This is a genomic window from Bacillus sp. NP157, from assembly GCA_018889975.1.
Taxonomy (GTDB): domain Bacteria; phylum Pseudomonadota; class Gammaproteobacteria; order Xanthomonadales; family Rhodanobacteraceae; genus Luteibacter.
Map to the genome: position 1 here is coordinate 3778047 of CP076546.1, position 20457 is coordinate 3798503.

20 protein-coding genes are annotated in these 20457 nt (G+C 64.8%); 6 read left to right on the top strand and 14 right to left on the bottom strand.

Features of this window, described 5'->3' with window-relative positions; translation table 11 throughout:
* Positions 1 to 2 precede the first annotated feature (2 nt).
* On the bottom strand, positions 3 to 1733 hold the full coding sequence (locus KPL74_17280) for a diguanylate cyclase (protein ID QWT19486.1): 1731 nt from the start codon (positions 1731 to 1733) through the stop codon (positions 3 to 5).
* Positions 1734 to 1814: 81 nt separating this feature from the next.
* Positions 1815 to 2219: a RidA family protein gene (locus KPL74_17285; GenBank protein QWT19487.1), complete on the bottom strand. Its 405-nt coding sequence runs from the start codon at positions 2217 to 2219 to the stop codon at positions 1815 to 1817.
* 158 nt (positions 2220 to 2377) lie between these two features.
* On the opposite strand from KPL74_17285, the gene KPL74_17290 reads away from it, so the two are divergent.
* Positions 2378 to 2992 (top strand): TetR/AcrR family transcriptional regulator, encoded by a 615-nt coding sequence (locus KPL74_17290; protein QWT19488.1) that lies wholly within the window; start codon positions 2378 to 2380, stop codon positions 2990 to 2992.
* Positions 2989 to 3975 carry a 3',5'-cyclic-nucleotide phosphodiesterase gene (locus KPL74_17295; GenBank protein ID QWT19489.1) on the top strand — a complete coding sequence of 329 codons (987 nt, stop codon included), beginning with the start codon at positions 2989 to 2991 and terminating at the stop codon, positions 3973 to 3975. Before KPL74_17290 ends, KPL74_17295 begins: the two co-directional genes overlap by 4 nt.
* Before the next feature lie 4 nt (positions 3976 to 3979).
* Here KPL74_17295 and KPL74_17300 read toward each other — a convergent pair whose 3' ends face one another.
* The gene (locus KPL74_17300) at positions 3980 to 4519 is read right to left on the bottom strand and encodes a hypothetical protein (GenBank protein QWT19490.1); all 540 of its coding nucleotides are present in this window, start codon (positions 4517 to 4519) and stop codon (positions 3980 to 3982) included.
* A gap of 159 nt (positions 4520 to 4678) precedes the next feature.
* On the opposite strand from KPL74_17300, the gene KPL74_17305 reads away from it, so the two are divergent.
* A complete protein-coding gene (locus KPL74_17305; GenBank protein QWT19491.1) occupies positions 4679 to 5254 on the top strand; it encodes a TetR/AcrR family transcriptional regulator in 576 nt (191 codons plus the stop codon).
* Between the two features lie 33 nt (positions 5255 to 5287).
* Here the strand turns inward: KPL74_17305 and cyoD are convergent, their stop codons facing one another.
* The 6 genes from cyoD to KPL74_17335 all read right to left on the bottom strand — a co-directional run bounded on the left by cyoD (position 5288) and on the right by KPL74_17335 (position 11750).
* Positions 5288 to 5617, bottom strand: a complete 330-nt coding sequence (gene cyoD, locus KPL74_17310) for a cytochrome o ubiquinol oxidase subunit IV (GenBank protein QWT19492.1) — start codon at positions 5615 to 5617, stop codon at positions 5288 to 5290.
* Positions 5614 to 6237 carry a cytochrome o ubiquinol oxidase subunit III gene (gene cyoC / locus KPL74_17315; GenBank protein ID QWT19493.1) on the bottom strand — a complete coding sequence of 208 codons (624 nt, stop codon included), beginning with the start codon at positions 6235 to 6237 and terminating at the stop codon, positions 5614 to 5616. Before cyoC ends, cyoD begins: the two co-directional genes overlap by 4 nt.
* 1 nt (position 6238) lies before the next feature.
* Entirely contained in the window at positions 6239 to 8236 is a 1998-nt protein-coding gene (cyoB, locus tag KPL74_17320; protein QWT19494.1) for a cytochrome o ubiquinol oxidase subunit I, read from the bottom strand.
* Between the two features lie 69 nt (positions 8237 to 8305).
* The gene (cyoA, locus tag KPL74_17325) at positions 8306 to 9262 is read right to left on the bottom strand and encodes a ubiquinol oxidase subunit II (GenBank protein QWT19495.1); all 957 of its coding nucleotides are present in this window, start codon (positions 9260 to 9262) and stop codon (positions 8306 to 8308) included.
* A 146-nt stretch (positions 9263 to 9408) separates the two neighbouring features.
* Positions 9409 to 10767, bottom strand: coding sequence for a TolC family outer membrane protein (locus tag KPL74_17330; GenBank protein ID QWT19496.1), 1359 nt, complete (start codon positions 10765 to 10767; stop codon positions 9409 to 9411).
* 248 nt (positions 10768 to 11015) lie between these two features.
* The gene (locus KPL74_17335; protein QWT19497.1) at positions 11016 to 11750 is read right to left on the bottom strand and encodes an SDR family oxidoreductase; all 735 of its coding nucleotides are present in this window, start codon (positions 11748 to 11750) and stop codon (positions 11016 to 11018) included.
* Positions 11751 to 11940: 190 nt separating this feature from the next.
* On the opposite strand from KPL74_17335, the gene KPL74_17340 reads away from it, so the two are divergent.
* Positions 11941 to 12615: a hypothetical protein gene (locus KPL74_17340; GenBank protein ID QWT19498.1), complete on the top strand. Its 675-nt coding sequence runs from the start codon at positions 11941 to 11943 to the stop codon at positions 12613 to 12615.
* Between the two features lie 30 nt (positions 12616 to 12645).
* Here the strand turns inward: KPL74_17340 and KPL74_17345 are convergent, their stop codons facing one another.
* On the bottom strand, positions 12646 to 13503 hold the full coding sequence (locus tag KPL74_17345; GenBank protein ID QWT19499.1) for an NAD(P)H-binding protein: 858 nt from the start codon (positions 13501 to 13503) through the stop codon (positions 12646 to 12648).
* A gap of 147 nt (positions 13504 to 13650) precedes the next feature.
* Here KPL74_17345 and KPL74_17350 point away from each other — a divergent pair, with 147 nt between their 5' ends.
* Positions 13651 to 14562, top strand: coding sequence for a LysR family transcriptional regulator (locus KPL74_17350; GenBank protein QWT19500.1), 912 nt, complete (start codon positions 13651 to 13653; stop codon positions 14560 to 14562).
* 26 nt (positions 14563 to 14588) lie between these two features.
* Here the strand turns inward: KPL74_17350 and KPL74_17355 are convergent, their stop codons facing one another.
* Positions 14589 to 15758, bottom strand: coding sequence for an AI-2E family transporter (locus tag KPL74_17355; GenBank protein QWT19501.1), 1170 nt, complete (start codon positions 15756 to 15758; stop codon positions 14589 to 14591).
* Between the two features lie 141 nt (positions 15759 to 15899).
* On the opposite strand from KPL74_17355, the gene KPL74_17360 reads away from it, so the two are divergent.
* A complete protein-coding gene (locus KPL74_17360; GenBank protein ID QWT19502.1) occupies positions 15900 to 16382 on the top strand; it encodes a hypothetical protein in 483 nt (160 codons plus the stop codon).
* A gap of 1 nt (position 16383) precedes the next feature.
* On the opposite strand, the gene KPL74_17365 is transcribed toward KPL74_17360, so the two are convergent.
* The 3 genes from KPL74_17365 to KPL74_17375 form a co-directional block, all read right to left on the bottom strand.
* Positions 16384 to 17823, bottom strand: a complete 1440-nt coding sequence (locus tag KPL74_17365; GenBank protein ID QWT19503.1) for a hypothetical protein — start codon at positions 17821 to 17823, stop codon at positions 16384 to 16386.
* 119 nt (positions 17824 to 17942) lie between these two features.
* Positions 17943 to 18671 carry a hypothetical protein gene (locus tag KPL74_17370; protein QWT19504.1) on the bottom strand — a complete coding sequence of 243 codons (729 nt, stop codon included), beginning with the start codon at positions 18669 to 18671 and terminating at the stop codon, positions 17943 to 17945.
* Positions 18668 to 19681, bottom strand: coding sequence for an ATP-binding protein (locus KPL74_17375; protein QWT19505.1), 1014 nt, complete (start codon positions 19679 to 19681; stop codon positions 18668 to 18670). The genes KPL74_17370 and KPL74_17375 overlap by 4 nt, the downstream gene beginning before the upstream one ends.
* Between the last annotated feature and the right edge of the window lie 776 nt (positions 19682 to 20457).

A 20457-nucleotide genomic window follows, 5' to 3' on the forward strand; every position in this document is an offset into this window, starting at 1 on the left:
GTCTAGCGACGTGCGTGTCGCGCAACAGCGCGATGTGCGTAGAGTTCGTCGTCGGCGCGTGCGATGACGTCGTCGACGGTGTCGCCCGAGCGCGACACCGCGCTGCCAAGGCTAAGCGACCAGTCCATGCCGCGCATACCTTCTTCGACCCGCGCAAGCACCTTGCCGAGATCGCCTGCGTGCTCGACCACCAGCAGGAATTCGTCGCCACCCATCCGGACCACGACATCGTCCGGGCCGCTGCTGTCGCGCAGGTGCTGCGCGACAGCCACGAGGATCTCGTCGCCACGGGCATGCCCGTGGGTATCGTTGATCGTCTTGAAATGATCGAGGTCGGCGACGATGCAGCCCCATGCGGCACGGTCGCGCGCCCGTTCGTCCATGCGCGCGAGGTAGCGCCGGTTCATCGCATGGGTGAGTGGATCGCGGGTCGACCATTCGAGCAGGGTGCTTTCATACCGACGCTGTTCCGTGACGTCCTGCGCGTGTCCGAGGATGTAGGGATCGTCGGCGTCTTCGTCCAGGACGTTCTGGTAGCGCCAGTAGCGCAGCGAACCATCCGCCGCGACCAGCTCGAGCACGCCCATGTCGATACGGACAGCCTGGATGCGTTCGAGGTATGCATCCAGCAATGCATGCCGCGAAGGCAACATGAAATGCTTGAAGTTGCGGCCGAGCATCTCGCCGATGTCGTAGCCGAGCGAAGCGGCAGCGGCGGGGTTTACCGACAGCACGTCGCCATGCAGGTCATGCGTGCAGATCAGGCCGAGTGAATACTGGAAGAGTTTGCGATAACGCCGTTCGCTGGCTTCCAGCGCCAGCGTCGCCGTCTTGCGCTCGGTGACATCCTGCACGGCGCCAGCCAGCCGGACCGCTTCGCCGTTCTCCCGCTCCACCTCGCCCACGGCGCGCATCCAGATAGGCCGGCCGGTGGCCGTCGTCATCGGGATGGTCATGTCCCACGGCGTGCCTTCGGACTGCGCGAGGCCCATGGCATCCGCGAGCGCAAGCTGCACTTCCGGCGTGAAGAATTGCAGCGCCTCGTCGAGCGACGGCTCGAAGCCGGGCGGCAGGTCGTGGATGCGACAGGTCTGTTCAGTCCAGCGCAGCTTCTGGCTCTTCAGGTCGAATTCCCAACCACCCACGCCGGCGACGCGACTGGTCCGCTGCAGGAACTGCTGGCGTTCGTCGAGTGCTCGCTCCAGTTGCTTCGCGCGCCGGGCTTCGGCCCGGGCCACTTCGCGCTGGTGGATCAACGCGCCGCGCTGCTCCAGCGCCATCGACGCCGCGGCGGCGAGGTTGCGCAGCACGCGCATCTGGTCGGGCCGCAGCTCGTGCGGCTCGCGGTCGATGACGCAGAGGGAGCCGAGGTGCGTGCCATCGCTGAGGGTCAATGGCACGCCGGTGTAGGCACGGATGTTGGGATCGCCGGTGACGAACGGGTTCTCGGCAAACCGTGGATCCAGCCTGGCGTCGTGCACTTCCATGGCGGCGCCGGAGCGAACCACGTGGTCGCAGAAGGCGTATTCGCGAGGCGTTTCCCTGACGCCTTCGAGGCCGACGTTGGCCTTGAACCATTGCCTGTTGCGGTCGACGAGGCTGATAAGCGAAATCGGCATACCAGCCACTTCGGCGGCGACCCGCACCAGGGCGTCGAAAAAGTCTTCGGCGTCCGAGTCGAGCACGGCCAGGTTGTGCAAGCGCTCCAGGCGCTCAACCTCGCTAACGGGCATGTCAGGCCTTCCGGTTTCCGCGACAGGCTAGCCCATCATCGACCGGCCGCGTGAAACCTGCGTCGCAAACCGGAAGGTCGTTTAGCGAGACGCGCCGTCGGGGATCCGGGCGATCACCTTGATCTCGAAATCAAAGCCGTACAGCCAGGTGACGCCGACGGCCGTCCAGTTCGAATACGGCGGCTCACCGATCATCCGGCTGCGCACGGCGTCCATCACGGGCCACTGGTTTGCCGGATCCGTGTGGAAGGTGGTGACGTCGACGACGTCATCGAAGGTGCAGCCTGCCGCGGCGAGCACGGCGTTGAGGTTGTCGAAGGCAAGCTGGACCTGCTTGCCGAAATCGGGCTCGGCCGAGCCATCCTCGCGGCTGCCGACCTGTCCGGAGACGAACAGGAAGTCGCCGGAGCGGATGGCGGCGGAATACTTGTTGGTGTCGTAGAGGGCCTGGCGGCCGGCGGGGAAAACGGCGTCACGCTTGGACATGGGATATCTCCGAACAGTGGGATATAGCCGGCCATGGCTGCGCGCATGCGCACGGCCGGCTAGGGGTTTCGTTGATATACGCAGCGTATGTGGGCATAGTACGACATACGCACCGTATGTCAAGTTCGCGTACGCCGTGTATGTGAATCGAGGAAGCCATGCCCACCAAACGCCAGGCGCAGATGGAAGAAACCCGCACCAAGCTCATCCAGGCCGCCCGCAAGGCGTTCGCCACCAAGGGCTACGCCGCATCGTCGATGGACGATTTCACCGCCGAGGCCGGCCTCACCCGTGGCGCGCTGTACCACAACTTCGGCGACAAGAAGGGCGTGCTACAGGCGGTGATCGGGCAGATCGACGGTGAGCTCGCCGAGCGCCTGCGCCTGGCGCGAGACCCTGCCCGCTCCGATTGGGAAGCGCTGCTCGACGAGGGCGTGGGTTACATCGGCATGGCACTGGAACCGGAAGTGCAGCGGATCATGCTGCTCGACGGCCCCTCCGTCCTCGGCGACCCGTCGCAGTGGCCAAGCCAGAACGCCTGCCTGCAGACGACCACGCAGATCCTGCGAACCTTGATCGCCGAAGGCGTGGTGAAACCCGTCGACGCCGAAGCCGCGGCGCGGCTGATCAATGGCGCGGCCATGAACGCGGCGCTGTGGATCGCGGCGGCGGACGAACCGAAGCGTGTGTACGACGCGGCGGTGGAAGCTTTCATCGCCCTTGCGTCCGGCTTGTTGCAGGTGCCGGGGCACGGCGAAGGAGCGGGCGCATGAAACGCTGGTTCGCCGCTGCGATGTTCGCGTTTGGCGTGGCGATGACTGGCATGTCGTCGGCAAGCGCCGCGGACGGTCCGGCGTTCGAGCTCGTCGCACTCGGCGTCGGTGGCGGCGTCGGCACCGACGATCTCTCGGCCTACCTGCTACGCGCCCATGGCGACACGCACTTCCTCGCACTGGATGCGGGGACGCTGGTTACCGGCATCGACAAGGCGCGCGCCCAGGGATCGCTGGCGGGTAGCACCGGCGGGATCCTGCACGACAGCATCAGTGCCTACTTCATCAGCCATGGCCACCTGGACCACGTCGCGGGCCTGCTCATCGCGTCGCCCGAAGACCATGGCAACAAGCCGATCTATGGCCTGGCCTCCACGCTCGACGTGCTCAGCCGCGACTATTTCAACTGGGAGACGTGGCCCAACCTCGCCGACCGCGGCAAGCCACCCGCGCTCGGCTGGTACCACCTCGTCGACGAAGCGCCCGGGCAGTGGTTTCCCGTGCAGGGCACCTTGATGACGGCGCAGGTCTGGCCGCTGAGCCACGATAGCGTGGTCTCGTCGATGCTCCTTCTCCGTGCCGGCGATGTCTACTACGCGTACTTCGGCGATACCGGTCCGGATGCGCTGTCGAAGGGCAAGCACGACCTGGCCGACGCCTGGAGCACACTTGCACCGCTGGTCCGTCGCCACGCGCTGAAGGGCATCCAGATCGAAACGTCGTTTCCGAACGACGTTGCCGACGCAAAGCTGTTCGGTCACCTGACGCCGGCGTGGCTCCAGCGTGAGTTGCAGGTGCTGGCCAATGCCAGCGGCGGCCGTGACGCACTGCGCGGCCTGCCCGTGGTCGTCGATCACATCAAGCCCAGTCTGGAACCGGGCCGCGACACCCGCGCCCTGGTCGGCGCACAACTCGCCACCGGCAACACGCTGGGTGTCCATTTCATCCTGCCCAGCCAGGGAGAACGGATCGCCCTGCCATGAGCGTTCAGGCGGCGGCGCGCGGTGCCCGCGACACCTTGAAGGTGATCCACAGGGCCGAGAGCAGGAAGTAGAACCCGCCGAAGGCGGCATACGGGGCGAGCTCGACGAGCCCCGGCGCCTGGCCGAACGCCTTCATCGAGAAGATGACGCCGGCGAGGGCCGACTGCGCGCCGCTGATCATCATGAACACCTGGCCGCCGAGCTTGCGGCGACGGATGCCTACCGCGAGCTGGAATACCCCAGCCGCCAAAGCCCACAGGCCGAACACCAGGACACCGCCGGCATTGCCGTTGTTGGCGACGCCGATGGCCATGGCAACGGCGGCGATCGCGCTGGTGATGGCGTTGACCCGCTGGCCGGGGTTGGCCGCGAGGCCGCCGCTGCGGCGGGCGTCGATCAGGTTGGCGAGGGCATCCCAAGCGGGATAGAGGACCAGCAGGGTGCCGGCCAGGAGGGGTGCGGCGGGCGCGTTCAGGACGACGATCGCGACCCAGGCGAAGGCGACGAGGGCGCGGAGGAAGTAGTAGTTCTTCAGGGAGGACATGGGGTTGGCCTTGGGGTGAGTGGTGTCACCCTACTAGTTGGTAGGCTAGCGGTCAAGGGCTTTGGATCTGGTTTCGTTGGGTGGGTGGATGGGCTGGAAGGGTGAGGGGTGCCATCGCGCGCGGGCGCGCTCCTACCTATTGGGTGGTAGGATTTGGGGATGAGCACGCAGCAGAAACTGATCGATTCGGCCCGCTTCCTGATCCAGACCCGCGGATATAACGGCTTCAGCTATGCCGACGTGGCCGAGGAAGTCCAGGTCCGCAAGGCGAGCATCCATCACCACTTCCCGGCCAAGGCGGACCTCGCCAGGGCGGTGGTGGAGGAATCGCGGATGGGCATCGTCGAGCACACCAGGGGGCTCGCCGACGGCAGCTTCGACCCGACCGAACAGCTGCGCTTCTACATCGGTTATTGGGAGAAGTGCATCGCCGACGACACGGCGCCGTTCTGCGTCGCCGGCATGCTGGCGACGGAACTCCCCACCCTGCCCGCCGACCTCGCCGGGCACGTGCGCGCGCACTTCCGCGACCTCTCGGCGTGGCTCGAGATCGTGATGACCCGTGGCGCGGCGCTCGGCCAGTTCCACGTGCATGGCTCACCGCGCGAGGAAGCGGAAGCCTTCATGTCGACCATCTATGGCGCGATGCTGACGGCCCGCGCGTTCGGCGATGCAGGTCGGTTCGCGACGATCGCCGAAGGCGCGCTGGCGAAACTGGTCCGCCAGCCGCGCTGATCCCGGCTGCCGCGCGTTACGCGAGATGCCGGCTTAGCCCGGCATCATGTTCGCGTCCATGTGGTACATCACCCAGACCGACCCGACGATGGTGATCACCACGATGATCGCCGTGAACAGGAACGAGAGCAGCGTCCAGCCGTCTTCGCTTTTTGCATCCACGTGCAGGAAGCACGCCACGTGGACCACGATCTGGGCGAGCGCGAAGGCGAAGATCGTTGCGATCGTCGCACTGGGGCTGTGCAGCACGCCGGCCATGACCAGCCAGAACGGGATGGCCGTCAGCACGATGGACAGCGTCGAACCGACCGCGAGGCTGCGTGCGCTGCCGTGGCGCTTGATTGTCGTGGCGGAAGCGGTCACCGGATGACTCCCAGCAGGTAGACGAAGGTAAAGACGCCGATCCATACGATGTCGAGGAAGTGCCAGAACATCGACAGGCACATCAGCCGGCGACGGTTGTCTTCGACGAGTCCGCGTTTGCCCACCTGCACCAGCAACACCACCAGCCAGAGCAAGCCGAAGGCGACGTGCGCCCCGTGCGTGCCGACCAGGGTGAAGAAGCTGGAGAGGAAGGCGCTGCGATCCGGGCCCGCGCCTTCGGCGAGCAGGCTGGCGAACTCGTGCAACTCAACGCCGAGGAACACCGCACCGAGCACGCCGGTAACGGCCAGCCACGCCATCGTCGCGCGCTGCCGTCCCGCATCCATCGCCAGCATCGCGATGCCGAAGGTGATCGACGAGGCCAGCAACAGCCCGGTATTGACCGCGACGAGGGTGAGGTCGAACAACTGCTTCGGGCCTGGGCCGCCGGCATAGTTGCGACTCAACACGCCGTACACCGCGAAGAGCGAGGCGAAGATGAGCGCGTCGCTCATCAGGTAGATCCAGAAGCCGATCGATGTCGCGCCGCCGGCGGCGTGCTCGTCGGCCTGGCCATGCCAGGTGCGTACCGGCGCCGGTGCGGTGGTAGATAGCGTCATGTCAGGCTCCTGCCAGCGCGCGGGTCCGCTCGCCTTCGGTCGCTGCGACCTCGGCGGCGGTGAGGGTGAAATCACGGTGGTAGTTGAAGCTGTGCACGATCGAGACGAGCACCACGCCGGCGAACGATGCCGCGGCTAGCCACCACATGTACCAGACCATCGCGAAGCCGAGCACGGTGCAGAGCGCGGCGACGATCACGCCCACCCCGGTGTTCTTCGGCATGTGCACCGGCTGGAAGCCCGTGGTAGGCCGGGTGTAGCCGTGCTCCTTCATGTCCTGCCACGCATCCAGCTCGTACACCGTCGGGGTCAGTGCGAAGTTGTATGCGGGCGGCGGCGACGCCGTGCTCCACTCCAGCGTGCGGCCCTGCCAGGGATCGCCGGTGTGGTCGCGCAGCGCCTTGCGGCGGACGATGCCCATCACGATGCTCATCACGAAGCCGAGGATGCCGACGAGGATGATCACGGCACCGACGGCGGCGACGATGAAGTACGGCCGCAGCGACACGTCGTCGAGGTGATGGATGCGCCGTGGCACGCCCATCAGGCCGACCACGTAGATCGGCGTCCACGCCACCCAGTAGCCGACGACCCAGCCCCAGAAGGCGACCTTGCCCCAGAATTCATCGAGCTTGAAACCGAACGCCTTGGGGAACCAGTAGGTCATGCCGGCGAACAGGCCAAACACCACGCCACCGATGATCGTGTTGTGGAAGTGCGCGACGAGGAACAGGGAATTGTGCAGGACGAAGTCCGCGGCCGGCACCGCCAGCAGCACGCCGGTCATGCCGCCGACCACGAAGGTCAGCATGAAGGCCACCACCCACATCATCGGCAGCTCGAAGCGGATTTCGCCGCGGAACATCGTGAACAGCCAGTTGAACACCTTCGCCCCGGTGGGGATGGCGATCACCATCGTTGCGATGCCGAAGAACGAGTTCACCGAGGCGCCCGAGCCCATGGTGAAAAAGTGGTGCAACCAGACCAGGTACGACAGCAGGGTGATCACCACCGTGGCGTAAACCATCGAGCTGTAGCCGAACAGGCGCTTGCCGGTGAACGTGGAGGTGATCTCCGAGTAGATGCCGAACGCCGGTAGCACCAGTACGTACACCTCCGGGTGGCCCCAGATCCACACCATGTTCCAGTACATCATCGGGCTTCCGCCCAGGTCGTTGGTGAAGAAGTGCGTGCCCGCGTAACGATCGAGGATCAACAGGAAGAACGCGGCGGTGAGCGCGGGGAAGATCGCGATGGCGAGGATGTTGCTGCACAGCGCCGTCCACGTGAACACCGGCATCTTCATCATGGTCATGCCAGGGGCACGCATCCTGATGATGGTCGCCACCATGTTGATCGCCGAGAGCGTCGTACCCACGCCTGCGATTTCCAGCGACCACAGGTAGTAGTCCACGCCGGAGTCGGGGCTGTATTGCAAGCCCGCGAGCGGCGCGTACGAGAGCCAACCCGTCCGGGCGAACTCGCCGACGAACAGCGACACCATCGTCAACACGGCACCGGATGCGGTGAGCCAGAAACTCAGGTTGTTGAGGTACGGGAAGGCGACATCGCGCGCACCGATCTGCAGCGGCATGACGAAGTTCACCAGGCCAACCACCAGCGGGATCGCCACGAAGAAGATCATGATCGTGCCGTGCGCGGTGAAGATCTGGTCGTAGTGGTGCGCGGCGAGGTAGCCCTGGTTGGCGCCGAAGGCGACCGCCTGCTGTGCGCGCATCATCAGTGCGTCGGAGAAGCCACGCAGCAGCATGATGATCGCCAGCACCACGTACATGATGCCGATCTTCTTGTGGTCGACGCTCGTCAGCCATTCGCGCCACAGCCAGCCCCAGCGCTTCAGCCAGGTCAGCGCGACGACCACGGCGAGGCCGAGCACGGCGACCGTGATGAAGGTACCGACGAGGATCGGCTCGTGGAGTGGGATGGCGTCGAGCGTGAGTCGCCCGAGCAGCCCGTTGGGAGAGCTTGCAGCTTGCATGGTCTGTCCGTGGTCAGGGGCCGCGGGCGCGCGCGGCGCCAGCGCTGGGAAAGGGAAGAGGGCGTGGCATCAGTGGGCCGCGTGCGCGGCGTCACCCATCGGCGCGTCCGCCATCGGCATGGGCATAGGCATCGGCATCGCCGCATGCCCGGCGCCATCCTTCGTCGCGTCGAGGCGCATCAGCTCGTTCTTGCATGGCGTGCCGGGGGCGACGCAGAGATTCAGTGCACGCTGGAACAGATCGGTGGAGACCTGGCCAAAGTGCATCACCGGGACCTTTTCGCTCGGCGCGTCCAGCGCGAGGTAGCGTTCGGTCGACAGCGCGTCCGGCGATGCCTTGACGCGGGCGATCCACTGGTCGAAGCCGGCCTGGTCCATGCCGTGCAGCCGGAAACGCATGTCCGTATAGCCCGCACCGGTGTAGTTGCCGGAGTAGCCCCAGCTGTCGCCGGGCTGGTTCAACACCGCGTGCAACATCGACTGCATGCCGGGCATCGCGTAGATCATGCCGGCCAGGGTTGGCGCGTAGAACGTGTTCATCTGGCTGGTCGAGGTGATCGTGAAGCGCACCGGGACGTCGACCGGCAGGGCCAGCTCATTGACCGTCGCGACGCCCTGGCCGGGATAGATGAACAGCCACTTCCAGTCCATCGCGACGACCTGGATATCCAGCGGCTTCGTACCGGCCGGGATCGGCCGGCCTTCGCTGATGCGATCCAGCGGCCTGAACGGATCCAGCGTATGCGTCGTAACCCAGGTGATCGCGCCGAGGATGCCGATGATCACCAGCGGGATCGTCCACACGACCAACTCGATGCGGGTCGAATGAGTGAAGCCCGGATCGTAGGCGCTTGGGTTGCGACCCTTGCGATAGCGCAGGGCGAAGGCCACCGTCATCGCCAGCACCGGCACGATGACCAGGAGCATCAAGCCCGTGGCGACGAGGATGAGGTTGCGTTCGCGGAGGGCGATGTCCCCGGTGGGATTCATCACCACCATGTCGCAACCCGCGAGGAAGGGGAGCACGGCCGCCGCAGCAGCGCGTCTTGCCCATTTTGTGGCGAAAGATTGACCGGTCATGAGGGGCAAGGCTAGGCCCATGCCCCCCAAGCGGTTTTGATCCTGCGCAGGATTCGACGCGTGCTCGCCGCCTGCGTCGTCCTGTCACGTCATTACTGCAACAACCGATTGATGTCCTCCACATCCTTCAACTGCGCCGTACCCACCGTCCGCTTCAGCAACAACTTGTTGAGGATGAACTGGTGCCTCAGCGCCGTGTACTGGTTACGCACCTCGGCAAGGATCTGGATCGCAACCACCACGTTGGTCAGGCTCTGCGTGCCGATGTCGTAACCGGCGCGCAGCGACGCCAGCGACTTCTTCGCCGCATCCACCGCATCACGCGCATCGCTCACCTGCCCGACACCAGCGGTGACCAGGTTGAAGTAGTTGACCGCGTTGCGCGCCGTCTGCCGGCGCAGCGTTTCCAGGTCGCTCTGGTCTTCGTCACGCTGGTGCAGCGCCTGGCGTACCTGCGACTGGGTCAGGCCACCGCTGAACAACGGCACCGACAACACCAGGCCGACGGTGGTACTGCCCGGGCCGTAACCGGCACCGCCGCGATACGCGTTCGACCACGCACCGAGTTTGTCGTAGCCCACGGAGAGGTTGATCGTCGGCAGGTGGCCGCTGCGTGCCGCGTTCACCGAGTGTTCGTCGGCGCTCACCAGGTGCGTGGCAGCGACGACATCGGGATTCGTGTGCATCGCCTCCTCCACCCATGCGTTCGCATCGTTGGGCGAAGGCGGATCGAGTGGCATGTCGTCGCGCAGTGTCTTCAGCGTGCCGGGTTCCTTGCCGGTCAGCTGCTGCAGCGCGCGGCGCGCGTCCTTCAATGCGTTCTCCGCATCCACGCGCGACGACTTGATGAACAGGTAATACGCGCGTGACTGGGTCAGGTCGGCCTGCGGGGCGAGGCCCTTGTCGTTCAACACCGTCGCCTGGTCGTACTGCTGCTTGTACGCGTCTTCATAGGATTTGAAGACTTCGAGCTGGTCCTGCGCCACCAGTACGTTGAAGTAGGCCGTGGCGGAACGGACATAGAGATCCTGCAGCTCGCCTTCGTAGGTCGCGTCCTGCGACGCGGCCGTCTGCTTCGCCTGGCGTTCGCGCGCGAACTTCGACAGGTCGACCACGGTCTGGTCGAGGTTGAGGGTCAGGTCGCGCTGGCGGCTGTGCCCATCGGTCGTGTTCGTGTTCGGCGTGCCGTCGCTGTTCGTCGCGCCCGAGTAAGCCGGGTGGAACTGCTGCAGGCTGAGGCCGGCGTTCAACTGCGGCAGCAAGGCGGCCCGAGCCTGCGGCACGCCTTCGGCCACCACCAGCCGCCGCGCATCCGCGCTGGCCAGCACCGGGTCGTTGGCGACTGCTTCGCGATAGATGTCCATCAGGTCTTCGGCGCTCGCCACGGCGGGAAGGCCGCCGGCCAGGGCCAGCAAACCGGAGAGACAGGCCGAGAGGGTTTTCGTTTGCATGGGTGTTCCCTGGACGCACGGAGGCTTCCCGGCGGGGAGCAACTCCCGTGCCACGTCGAGGGGCGCGGCGTAGGCCGCTGTTTCTTAGAGTGTTTATCGGCAGGCCCTGGACCGGGCCAGCGGTGCTGGGCGTGTCCGCGGACAGGCCGGGGCGGACAACGGCGGTCACCGCCCGTTCGGGCCCGCCGCCATCGACGCCTGCAGGCGGGCCCCGCGGGAGCGGATCCCGCGAGGCCGGCCGTGGGCTGTTACCAGGGCAGGGTCTTGCCCAGGTAGGTGAACGTGCCCGAAGGGCCGTTCGCGTCGAGCAGCGCCATCTGCACGCTCGACTTCGCACCGGTCGGCACGTCGATCTCGCCGTGACCGCCGTTCATTTCGGTCTGCACGTAGCCCGGGTGGATCGCATTGACCTTCACCGGCGTATCGCGCAGCTCATAGGCGAGGTGGATGGTCCACGCATTCACCGCGGTCTTCGACACGTTATAGGCCGGGATCTTGAAGCCGTAGATCGACGAGGACGGATCCAGGTGCATCGCGATCGAGCCGAGCTGGCTGGACACGTTGACGATGCGGCCGGCCGGCGAGGCCTTGATCAGCGGCAGGAAGGCCTGGGTGACTTCGACCACCGCGAACAGGTTGGTGTCGAACGTGGTGCGCCAGGTTTCGATCGACTGCTCGGACGGCTTCTTGTCCAGCGCGTCGACGAGGATGCCCGCGTTGTTCACCAGGATGTCGAGGCGGCCATAGGTGTCGGCGACCGTCTTCGCCGCCGCGGCGATCGATGCCGGGTCGGTCACGTCCAGCACGATCGGCTCGACCGGCAGGCCTTCGTCCTGCAGCTTCTTCGCCGCTTCCTTCGTGCGCGCGGCATCGCGGCCGGCAAGCAGGGTCTTGATGCCGGTGGCGGCCAGCTGGCGGACGGTTTCCAGGCCGATACCACGGGTCGCGCCGGTGACCAGGGCCACCTTCTGTGCGTCGTTCATTGCTGTGTATCTCCCAAGCAGTGGTGAGCGGATCGAATCGTTGCCTTCGACCTGAGGGCATCGCTGGTGCATCACAACCGTCGCGATGGCATTCGCTGTCCACCGCGGCGGGGGCATGGCCGTTAGCAGCGTGGCAGCGGCCCCCGCGCCGCGCCGCATCCCTTCGTCGACCACCGCCAGAACCCACCCCATGCCACGCATCCCCCAGCGCGCCCTTACCCACGCCGCCATCTATGTCGGCCTGCTCGTCGCGGGCTGCGCCAGCAACCGCATGCTGCCGCTGAAGCCGGCACCGGATACGCCCGTCGACCTCAGCGGCCAGTGGCAGCTCGACCCCTCGCGCAGCCAGGATCCGTCGACCGCCGGGAACACCTCCGCTGGCGGTGTCGGTGGCGGCCATCACGGGCATGGGGGCCACGGCGGCGGCGGGATGGGCGGTGGCGGGTTCGGCGGCGGTGGTGGTGGCGGAATGGCGGGTGGCGGTGGCATGGGCGGCGGTGGCGGTGGCCAGCACGGCCATGGTGGTGGCGGTCCCGACGGCAGCACGCGCCAGCTCGCATGGCCGGTCAGCATGACGATCAGCCAGGACGCCACGACCCTGCACATGGTCAACGACGGCGTCCACCGCGACCTGCCGCTGGTATCGCAGCCCGCGAAGGATGCGCACGGCATCGCCACCGGTTGGTACGACAGCGAGTTCGTCGTCGAGTCCGGCGGCGACGGCCGCATGCAGGTCACCCAGCGTTACTCGCTGTCGCCGGATCGGCACCAGCTTTCCGTACGGACCGAGATTGGTTCGAAGCAGCGTTCCGAACCGGTCACGGTGTGGCGGGTGTTCAACCGGGTGACGCCGGACGCCCACTGACGCCGCGCCCGCGGGCGCTGCACGCACTCGCTAGCGCCGGCCTACCAGTGCGCCGATGGCCTCGTCGACTGAGGTCGTGCCCTTCGTCGTCCCTGCGCCGAAGGCGATCCAGCCTTCGTTGAAGCCATCGACCATGCGCATCCGCGGCGTCGGGTTGTGCATGCCTTCCGCCCTGAAGCGCGCTTCCCATGCGTCGCGCGGCACGATGCGTGCCTTTACGTCGTGTCCCAGCACCCGGGCCAGCGCGGCGGCGAGGTCGTCGGGGCTGGTCCTTTGCGGGCCTTCCAGTTCGACGATGCGCACGCCTTCGCTGGGCTCGCCGAGCAAGCGCGCCGCCGTTTCGCCGACGTCCTTCGTCGCGACCATCGCGATCTTCCGGTCGAGCGGGGCGAGGAAGCTGTCGATGACCCCGTGCTTACGCGCGGCGTCGAGGTCCCACTGGGTGTTCTCGATGAACCAGCCGGCGCGCAGGAAGGTCACCGGCATCGGCAACGTGGCCAGGACGTTTTCCATCCGGCCCAGCCGCGAGAGCAGGTTCGGCTCGGCGGCCTGGGCACCGATGGTCGACAGGACGACCACGCGGCCCGGCTGGGCGGCGAGGAGCGCGGCATGGATGCTGTCGATGACCGGGTCGGCGGCCGTGAGGAAGTCCACGGCGGGGTCGAACGCCGGCGGCAACAGGATGAAGACCGCTTCGGCGCCTTCGAAGGCACGGGTCAGTGCCGGCGTGTCGTCGAGCGCGGCGACGGCGACCTCCGCACCGCGGTCGAAGAAGCGTTCCGCACGGGCCGCGTCGCGGACGACGGCGCGGAATGGCTTGCCTGCGGCGAGCAGCGCATCGGCGAGCGCACCGCCGACCTGGCCGGTGATACCGGTAATGGCGTACATGGTCTTTCTCCTCGGTTCGTGGGGACGGAGGGAAAGATAGGCCCGTGGCTTTCGTGACTGAAGCGACGAACGGGCAGTTCTTTAGTGATCTTTTGTCACGACTGGACGTGGTAGAACCATGCCATCACCGCCCATCGACGACCGCCCATGACCACCGACACCCGCCTGCTCGGCAACCTTTCCATCCTCGTCTCGGTGGTGGATACAGGAAACTTCGCCCGCGCCGCGGAGGCCCTCGGCCTGACCCCGTCGGGCGTGAGCCGCGCGGTCGGCCGGCTCGAGGCGCGGCTGGGCGTGCGCCTGCTGCACCGGACCACGCGCTCGGTGACGCTGACCGACGAGGGGCAACGGCTGTATGCGCAGGTCGGCCCGCTGTTGTCCGGCCTGGAAGATGCCGCGCTATCCGCCGCCGGCGACGCCCAGGGCATTCGCGGCCGGCTGCGGGTAAGCCTGGACCCGATGTTTTCCTGGCAGGTGATCGCGCCGCGCCTCGGTGAGTTCCTCAGCCGCTATCCGGACCTGCAAATCGAGATCATCACGCGCGACGAACTGGGCGACCTCGTCGCCGATGGCATCGACGTGTCGGTGCGTTTCTGCGAGCCGCCGTCGTCGTCGCTGGTCGCGCGCAAGCTGCTCGACACGCGGGTGCTCACTGTCGCCGCACCGTCGTACATCGCCGCGTTCGGCAAGCCAAAGGCGCCCGCGGACCTCGCGTCGCATCGCTGTATCCAGTTCCGCGATCCGGTCACGCGGCGGCCGTTCGACTGGGAGTTCCACCGGCGCGGCAAGGTACTCGCAGTACGCACCGAAGGCCCGTTGCTGGTCAACGACTCCGGCACGATGTATTCGGTCTGCCTCGGTGGCGCCGGCATCGCGCAGGTGCTCGCGGTGAGCGTGCGCGATGCGCTGGCCGACGGACGCCTGGTCGAGTTGTTTCCCGAGTGGACGGGTGAGACGTTCCCGCTCTACGCGTTCTATCCGTCGCGCCGCCATGCATCGCCCAAGGTGCGCGCGTTCGTGGATTTCTGCGTGGAGCTGGCGGGCGCCGGGCACGCCTGACGGCCCGGCGCCCGCCGCACGGTGCGCTAAGGCTCGATGCCGCGCTTCTCGCCTTCGAGGAAGTGGCCGAAGGCCGCCAGCGGACGGATGCGATCGCAGACGATCTTGGTGATGGCCAGCATCGGCACGGCGAGGATCGCGCCGGGCACGCCCCACATCCAGTCCCAGAACAACAGCGAGATGATCACCAGCACCGGGTTGAGCGTGAAGCGGCGCGCCAGCAGCATCGGCGTGATCGTCTCGCCTTCGATCACGTGGATCGCACCGTAGAGGATCATCGGCATGAAGGCTTTCCACAGCGGATCGAGGCTGAGCATGCCCACGCCGAGGAAGGTGACCAGGCCGACCAGCGGACCGAGGATCGGCACGTAGTTGAGCAGGAAGGCCACCGCACCCCACAGCACGGCGTCGGGCAGGCCGAGCGCCCACATGGCCAGGCCGGTCACCACGCCCACGGCGGCATTCATCACGGTGATGGTGACGAGGTAGGACGACACATCCGACTCGACCTGCTGCGAGATGTCGATGACCTGGCGCTTGTCCTTGAAGCGCGGCATCACTTCGACCAGCCGTCGCAGGAAGGTGTCGCCGGAGTTGAGCAGGAAGAACAGGACGAGGAAGGTGGTCAGGAATTCGGAGGCGAAGGTCTGCACGCCGGCGAGGATGGTCGACTGGATATCGGTCGCGCTGGCCGGCGCCGCGCTCGCTGCGGCCGGTGCCGCATGGCCCGCGTCACCCGCGCCGACCATGCCCTTGGCGTGGTCGATCATGCCCTTCAGGCTATCCAGCGGGCCGCTGACCACTTTCACCCGCTCCTGCAGGCGCGGCAGGCCTTCGGGCAGGCGCTTCGCCCAGTTCGCCGCCGGGCCGCTGAGCGCGCTGCCCAGTCCACCAAGGATGCCGAACAAGGCGACGATCATCAGCAACGAGGCCAACACGCGCGGTACCCGCATCCGCTCGAACAGCCGCATCACCGGCTGCAGCAACAGCTTCAGGATGAAGGCCAGCACCACCGGCAGGATCACCTCGCGGGCGACGAACGAGGCCGCCAGCATGGCAAGCACGAACAGCCCACCCAGGAAGACCGTCTTCGGGTCGCTGGGCAGGGGCATCTCGGCATCGTCGACCGCTGCGTCGAGCGCGTCGGAGACCTTGGGTTCGACGGTAGGCGCCGTGTCGGGTGTTGGGCTGTGCATGGATTCCCCCGGATCGTGCGGTAAGCGATGCGGAGTGGAACATGCAGGGTGAGCGAATCGCGTGAAGGCGATGCCATCGCGCGGATGATCCCGTATGGGTACGATCCAGCCTATCCAATGCCTCGACAAGGACACTCCGGCATGAAGTCTGTTTTCCTGCTCCTCGGCGGCATCGTGCTCGGCGCCATCGCCATGGGCGCCCTCGACCGCCACGCCTCGCGCGTCTATGCCGAGGCCACCACCATGCAATCCGCGCAGGTCCTGACCGATAACGCCGTCCATGCCTACGGCGAGGGAAAGCTGGAGCAGGCCGCGGCGTTCGCTAAAGCGTCCAACGCCATCGCCTTGCTGGACCGTGACGCGTGGGACCTGGCATGGCCGTTCCAGGTCGCGTGGTGGAGCGTCGATGGCCGCGACAAGACGCGGCTCGACGCCAACTACAACGCCTACCTGGCGGCTTACCTGTCCGCCCGCATCGGCGATGCCCAGACGGCCGACACCTACTACAAGCTGTTCGACCAGACCGACTGGACGCGCGAGCGACTGGATGCGTCCGCCGCGCGTTACCTGGACACGGCGTCGCAAGCCATGCGCGAAACCGATGCGCGAACCGGGTCGCCGTGACTCAGTGCAAGCCGGCGATCCACCGTTCCAGCGCCGCGGTGTCGGCGAGGTCGCCTTCGTACGGATAGCGCGGCACCCACGGCACGTTGCTTCCGCGCGGGCGGCCGCGATAGACCTTCATGGCGACGGCCAGTGCGACATGGCCGCTGGGTAACGTGCGCTGGCGGATATCCATGTAGGCCGTGTCGGCACTGGTTTCCTGGCCGACATGGATCGCGCCGAGGGCGAGGAACAGATCGGCGGCGTCCAGGCAGGCCGAGGCACATCCACTGTCGGTGACCATGTAGATGCGCGCGTGCGTGGCGGGCGGCTTCGGTGTCGGCGGCGCGGGATCGCTCACTTCGCTGTAGAACGGCTGCCCATTCGCCATCGCCGTTTGCATGCCGGCGATGGTCGTCTTTGCCCAGGTGATGTTCCCGGCGGGGGAGTCGGGATGCGCCGACCACATGGCCAGGTAGGTTTTGATCTGGGTGATGTTGTCTTTCGAGGCACGCCAGTCGACGCGCTTCGGACTGAGGTTGACCGCACGCGCCGCCGGCGTTCCCCAGAGCGCCGCCGCGATGCCATCGCCCCAACGGGAATCGCCACCGTCATTGCCACGCAGGTCGAGCACCACGCGTGGAGCGGCAAGGATCGTCGCGCGCTGCGCCTGCACCCGTGCGATCAGTGGCTCCAGCGCTTTGGCCGCCGCGTGCTCGAGGTTACCGTCGAAGTCGCTGAGGGCGATCCACACCGTGCCGTCCGGCAGCGTGCGCATGCCGATCGGTTCGGCCTTGCGTTGATAGGCTGCGGCAAGGCGCCTGCCCAGTTCGCCCTGGTCGATCGGATGCCACGCGAGGTCGACTTCGTGCTGTTCGCCGTCGTAGGCGAAAGTGCAATGCGTGGGACGCTGGATCCACGGGTTACCGATATCGGTGAACAGACGCCGCCCGCGTACCACGCGCGACGCATGCAGGCTCCATCGACCGCCTACGGAACCGATGTTGTCGGCGGCAAGGGTGGCCGCGTCCTTGCCGTCGCAACCGACAAGCAACGCACCGAGCGGCACGGGTGCATCGTCGGCGCGCGTCACCACGCGTTGTTCGTCCTTCGCGTTGAACGCGGTGAGGAAGCCCGGCCAACGGGTTTCAACAGGTGGCTCCTTGATGCCTTCCGGGACGAACACGCCGAGGTGGCCGTCGTTGAACACCGCCGAGTAGGCCGCCAGCGCGTAGAAGTAACCCGTGTAGTCGGTCGTCTGCTCCGCGCGTTGCAGCGCGAGCGCCAGCCCCTGGTCGTTCTTCGCGGCGAAACCGGGGTTTTCCGGATCGACCGGGCCCGGGTGGTTCACGGCGATATCGTCGTGCATGGCCTGGGCATCCATGCGCAGGCTGGCGGCCCAGTCCTGTGCCGAGGCGGCGGGCAGCGCGAGCAGCAACGCGGCGGCGAGCAGACACTTCATACCGGATCCCTTTGGTCGTGGCTTGGGCCATCGCGTTGTCGTGTGACTGCGCAGAGCATTACCGACAACCCAAGTTTCGATTTTGTCGCGAAAGTGTCCGCGCTTGTCAAAACACGGGGTCACTTTTTTGCTCTCCTGATCGAATTTGCTACTGCCGCGCAAACATCGGCTGTTTGATTAAACGTGAGTTCGCCCAATGCGCCAACCATCCACGAAAGCGCACCTTGCTGTCGTCGCGCGTTGATCCGCTCTTCCATCGCGCGCCTTTCTAGGAGCGCCAATGCATTGAGATCAAGCCCTCTAACCGTTCGCCTTCCTTTGGCAGTACGCCACCGATAAATCCAGCCTTTTAGAATCGTTATATGTTGACTGTATCGGTCGTGATGAGGGTGCAGCCACCGATAGTCACTTTCCGATACCGGAAGCGATGAGGGCGAAGGCGAGATATTCTTCAATACCTGGCTGATTCTGCTTCCAGGATCAGGAAACACGTGCTTCGATACCTTCGCTTTGATCAACGATTGAAAATGACGATACGCGCGATATTTCTGTGTGTTGCATGTCGCGCAGCTCAAGCCAAGGTTTAGAATTTCGAAGCGATATTCTGGAAAAGACGCCTTCTCCAGTACATGTTCAAGGTGGGTCACGTTGTCATCCGAAAGATGCCGCCTACAGTAGCAACATCGACCGTGCTGTGCTCTGCGCAGATCGGCTTTCAAATTCACCTTGAAGGCGCGCACGACGGTGGCATTGCTGTCCCAATCGAAGCGAAGCAAACGCGCCATAGTGACATTGCCCGTCATTGTCGGAGAAGGAGAAATATGTTCGAAGCCTGGACGAATAGTCATACTTCACCCAGACTGATTAGTGCATCAATCACCTCAACGAGCGGATCGCCCTCGTCCAGTCTGATTCGAATGCTTGAAAGCTCCTTCTGCAGAGCTTCAAACTCCGACGATTGATGCTCGTTACGCTCTACGAGCCCTACCGCCTTTTGAACAACGTCGACGATAGCTTTGTTTCTACTTGAAGCAATGCCAAATTGTTCGAAAAGGATCTGGTCAGAAGACTTACCATAGGCTGCTTCGCCGGGCTCGCTCGCCTCGGGGGCGTCCATATCTACTACTGCCGCATCTTCAGGCGCATTCGAAACAATAAGCGGCGAGTGCGTGGCTGCAATCAAATGGCAGTCTCGGTGATCTTGAACAAGTGAAGAGAGCAAATCCATCAATTGAAGTTGCCATTGTGGATGCAAGCTTCCCTCGGGCTCATCGATCAAGAGGACGGCGTCATCTGCCACCGCAAACAGCGCGCCCATCGCAACTGTGAAGTAGTGGAACTCGCCTGAGCTCAGTTCAAAAATCGATATTGATTTCGAGGTCTCAAATTTATTCGCGTTATGAAGCGGACGAACCTCAATATCAAGAATGCGAAGATAGTCATTCATTAGACCGAGCCTGATCGCACCCGGAGAGATCGCTACCTTGCCACTGTTTACCAAGGGATCTTCTCCTCCGAGGCTCAGCACGCTATGACGCCCTCCGGCGCGCACAAACTCGTCGAGGTTTTCAAAATCGTCGTAATGAGTTGTTGAGAGGATGTACGCGGCGCGTTCTTTCGAAACTCGCGGTCCTTTCACCCCTTCATCCGCTTGAGATCGAGTCCCACTAGCAAGCCGCTGCATGTATCGGAGTGTGTACTGATCTCTAATAAGCTTGCGATTGAGATGGGTCGATGTTTCGACCCTGGCGCTTAGTACAGCAGAGAGACCTATCGTCTTCAGTGATTCTGAGAACACCGGGTGAGAGAAACGCGCCCAATTCTCCTCAGCAAGCATGAGGGGAAGAAGGGCCTCCATGGGCTCCCTTCTACTCAGGAGATTCGCGCCAACTAGCTGTCCGAAATATAGATAGTTTGGCTTGTCAAAATCCGTGGGCCTGCCGCCCTTCGACTTTGCCGGAAATCGATCCACAGCGGAGCCGGAGAAACATATAACCCGCGTACTACCGGTATCGACCGAAGGCTTTACAAGCTCCACGGAATCCAAATGGTCCGATGAAATCAGAGAAGAGACGATTGTCTTGAGTAAGGTGCTTTTCCCCGAGCCATTTCTCCCCGTAACAATCGTCACCGCGGATTCGCTACCCTGGGTTGGCAATAGGAGAATATTCGTTTCTGGCCCGTTCTTCGGTCGCAGCCATACCGACTCAATCCTTGGCATTTTTTCCCTTTGTTCGCGTGTGATCGCTTGGTGGGAGCGGCCCGACAATGTTGCTACGAAATGCAACACGAGCCTTTGAGCTTCTGACTTGTGATGTCTTGACGTGTTCAGCCGTAGGCGCCTCTCTCTTTGTTCGAATGGGAGGCGTCTCCGACTGGCTAGCGAGGGCTCCGAAAGGCTGACACGAACTCTCGCTGTTGCCGTAGTTCATCGTCAAGGTTTTACCGTCCCATATCCATACGGCGGATTGAGGCACCGTCGTTCTGCGTCGTCTGGGCATCCATGCGCTGGCGGGTTGCTAAGTGCTGTGCCGAGGCGCTAGGCAACGCTAGGAACAGCCCAGCAGCGAGGAAAGACTTCATACCGGATCCCTGTGGTAATGGCGTGTGCCATCGTCGTTATGGCGGGTGTGT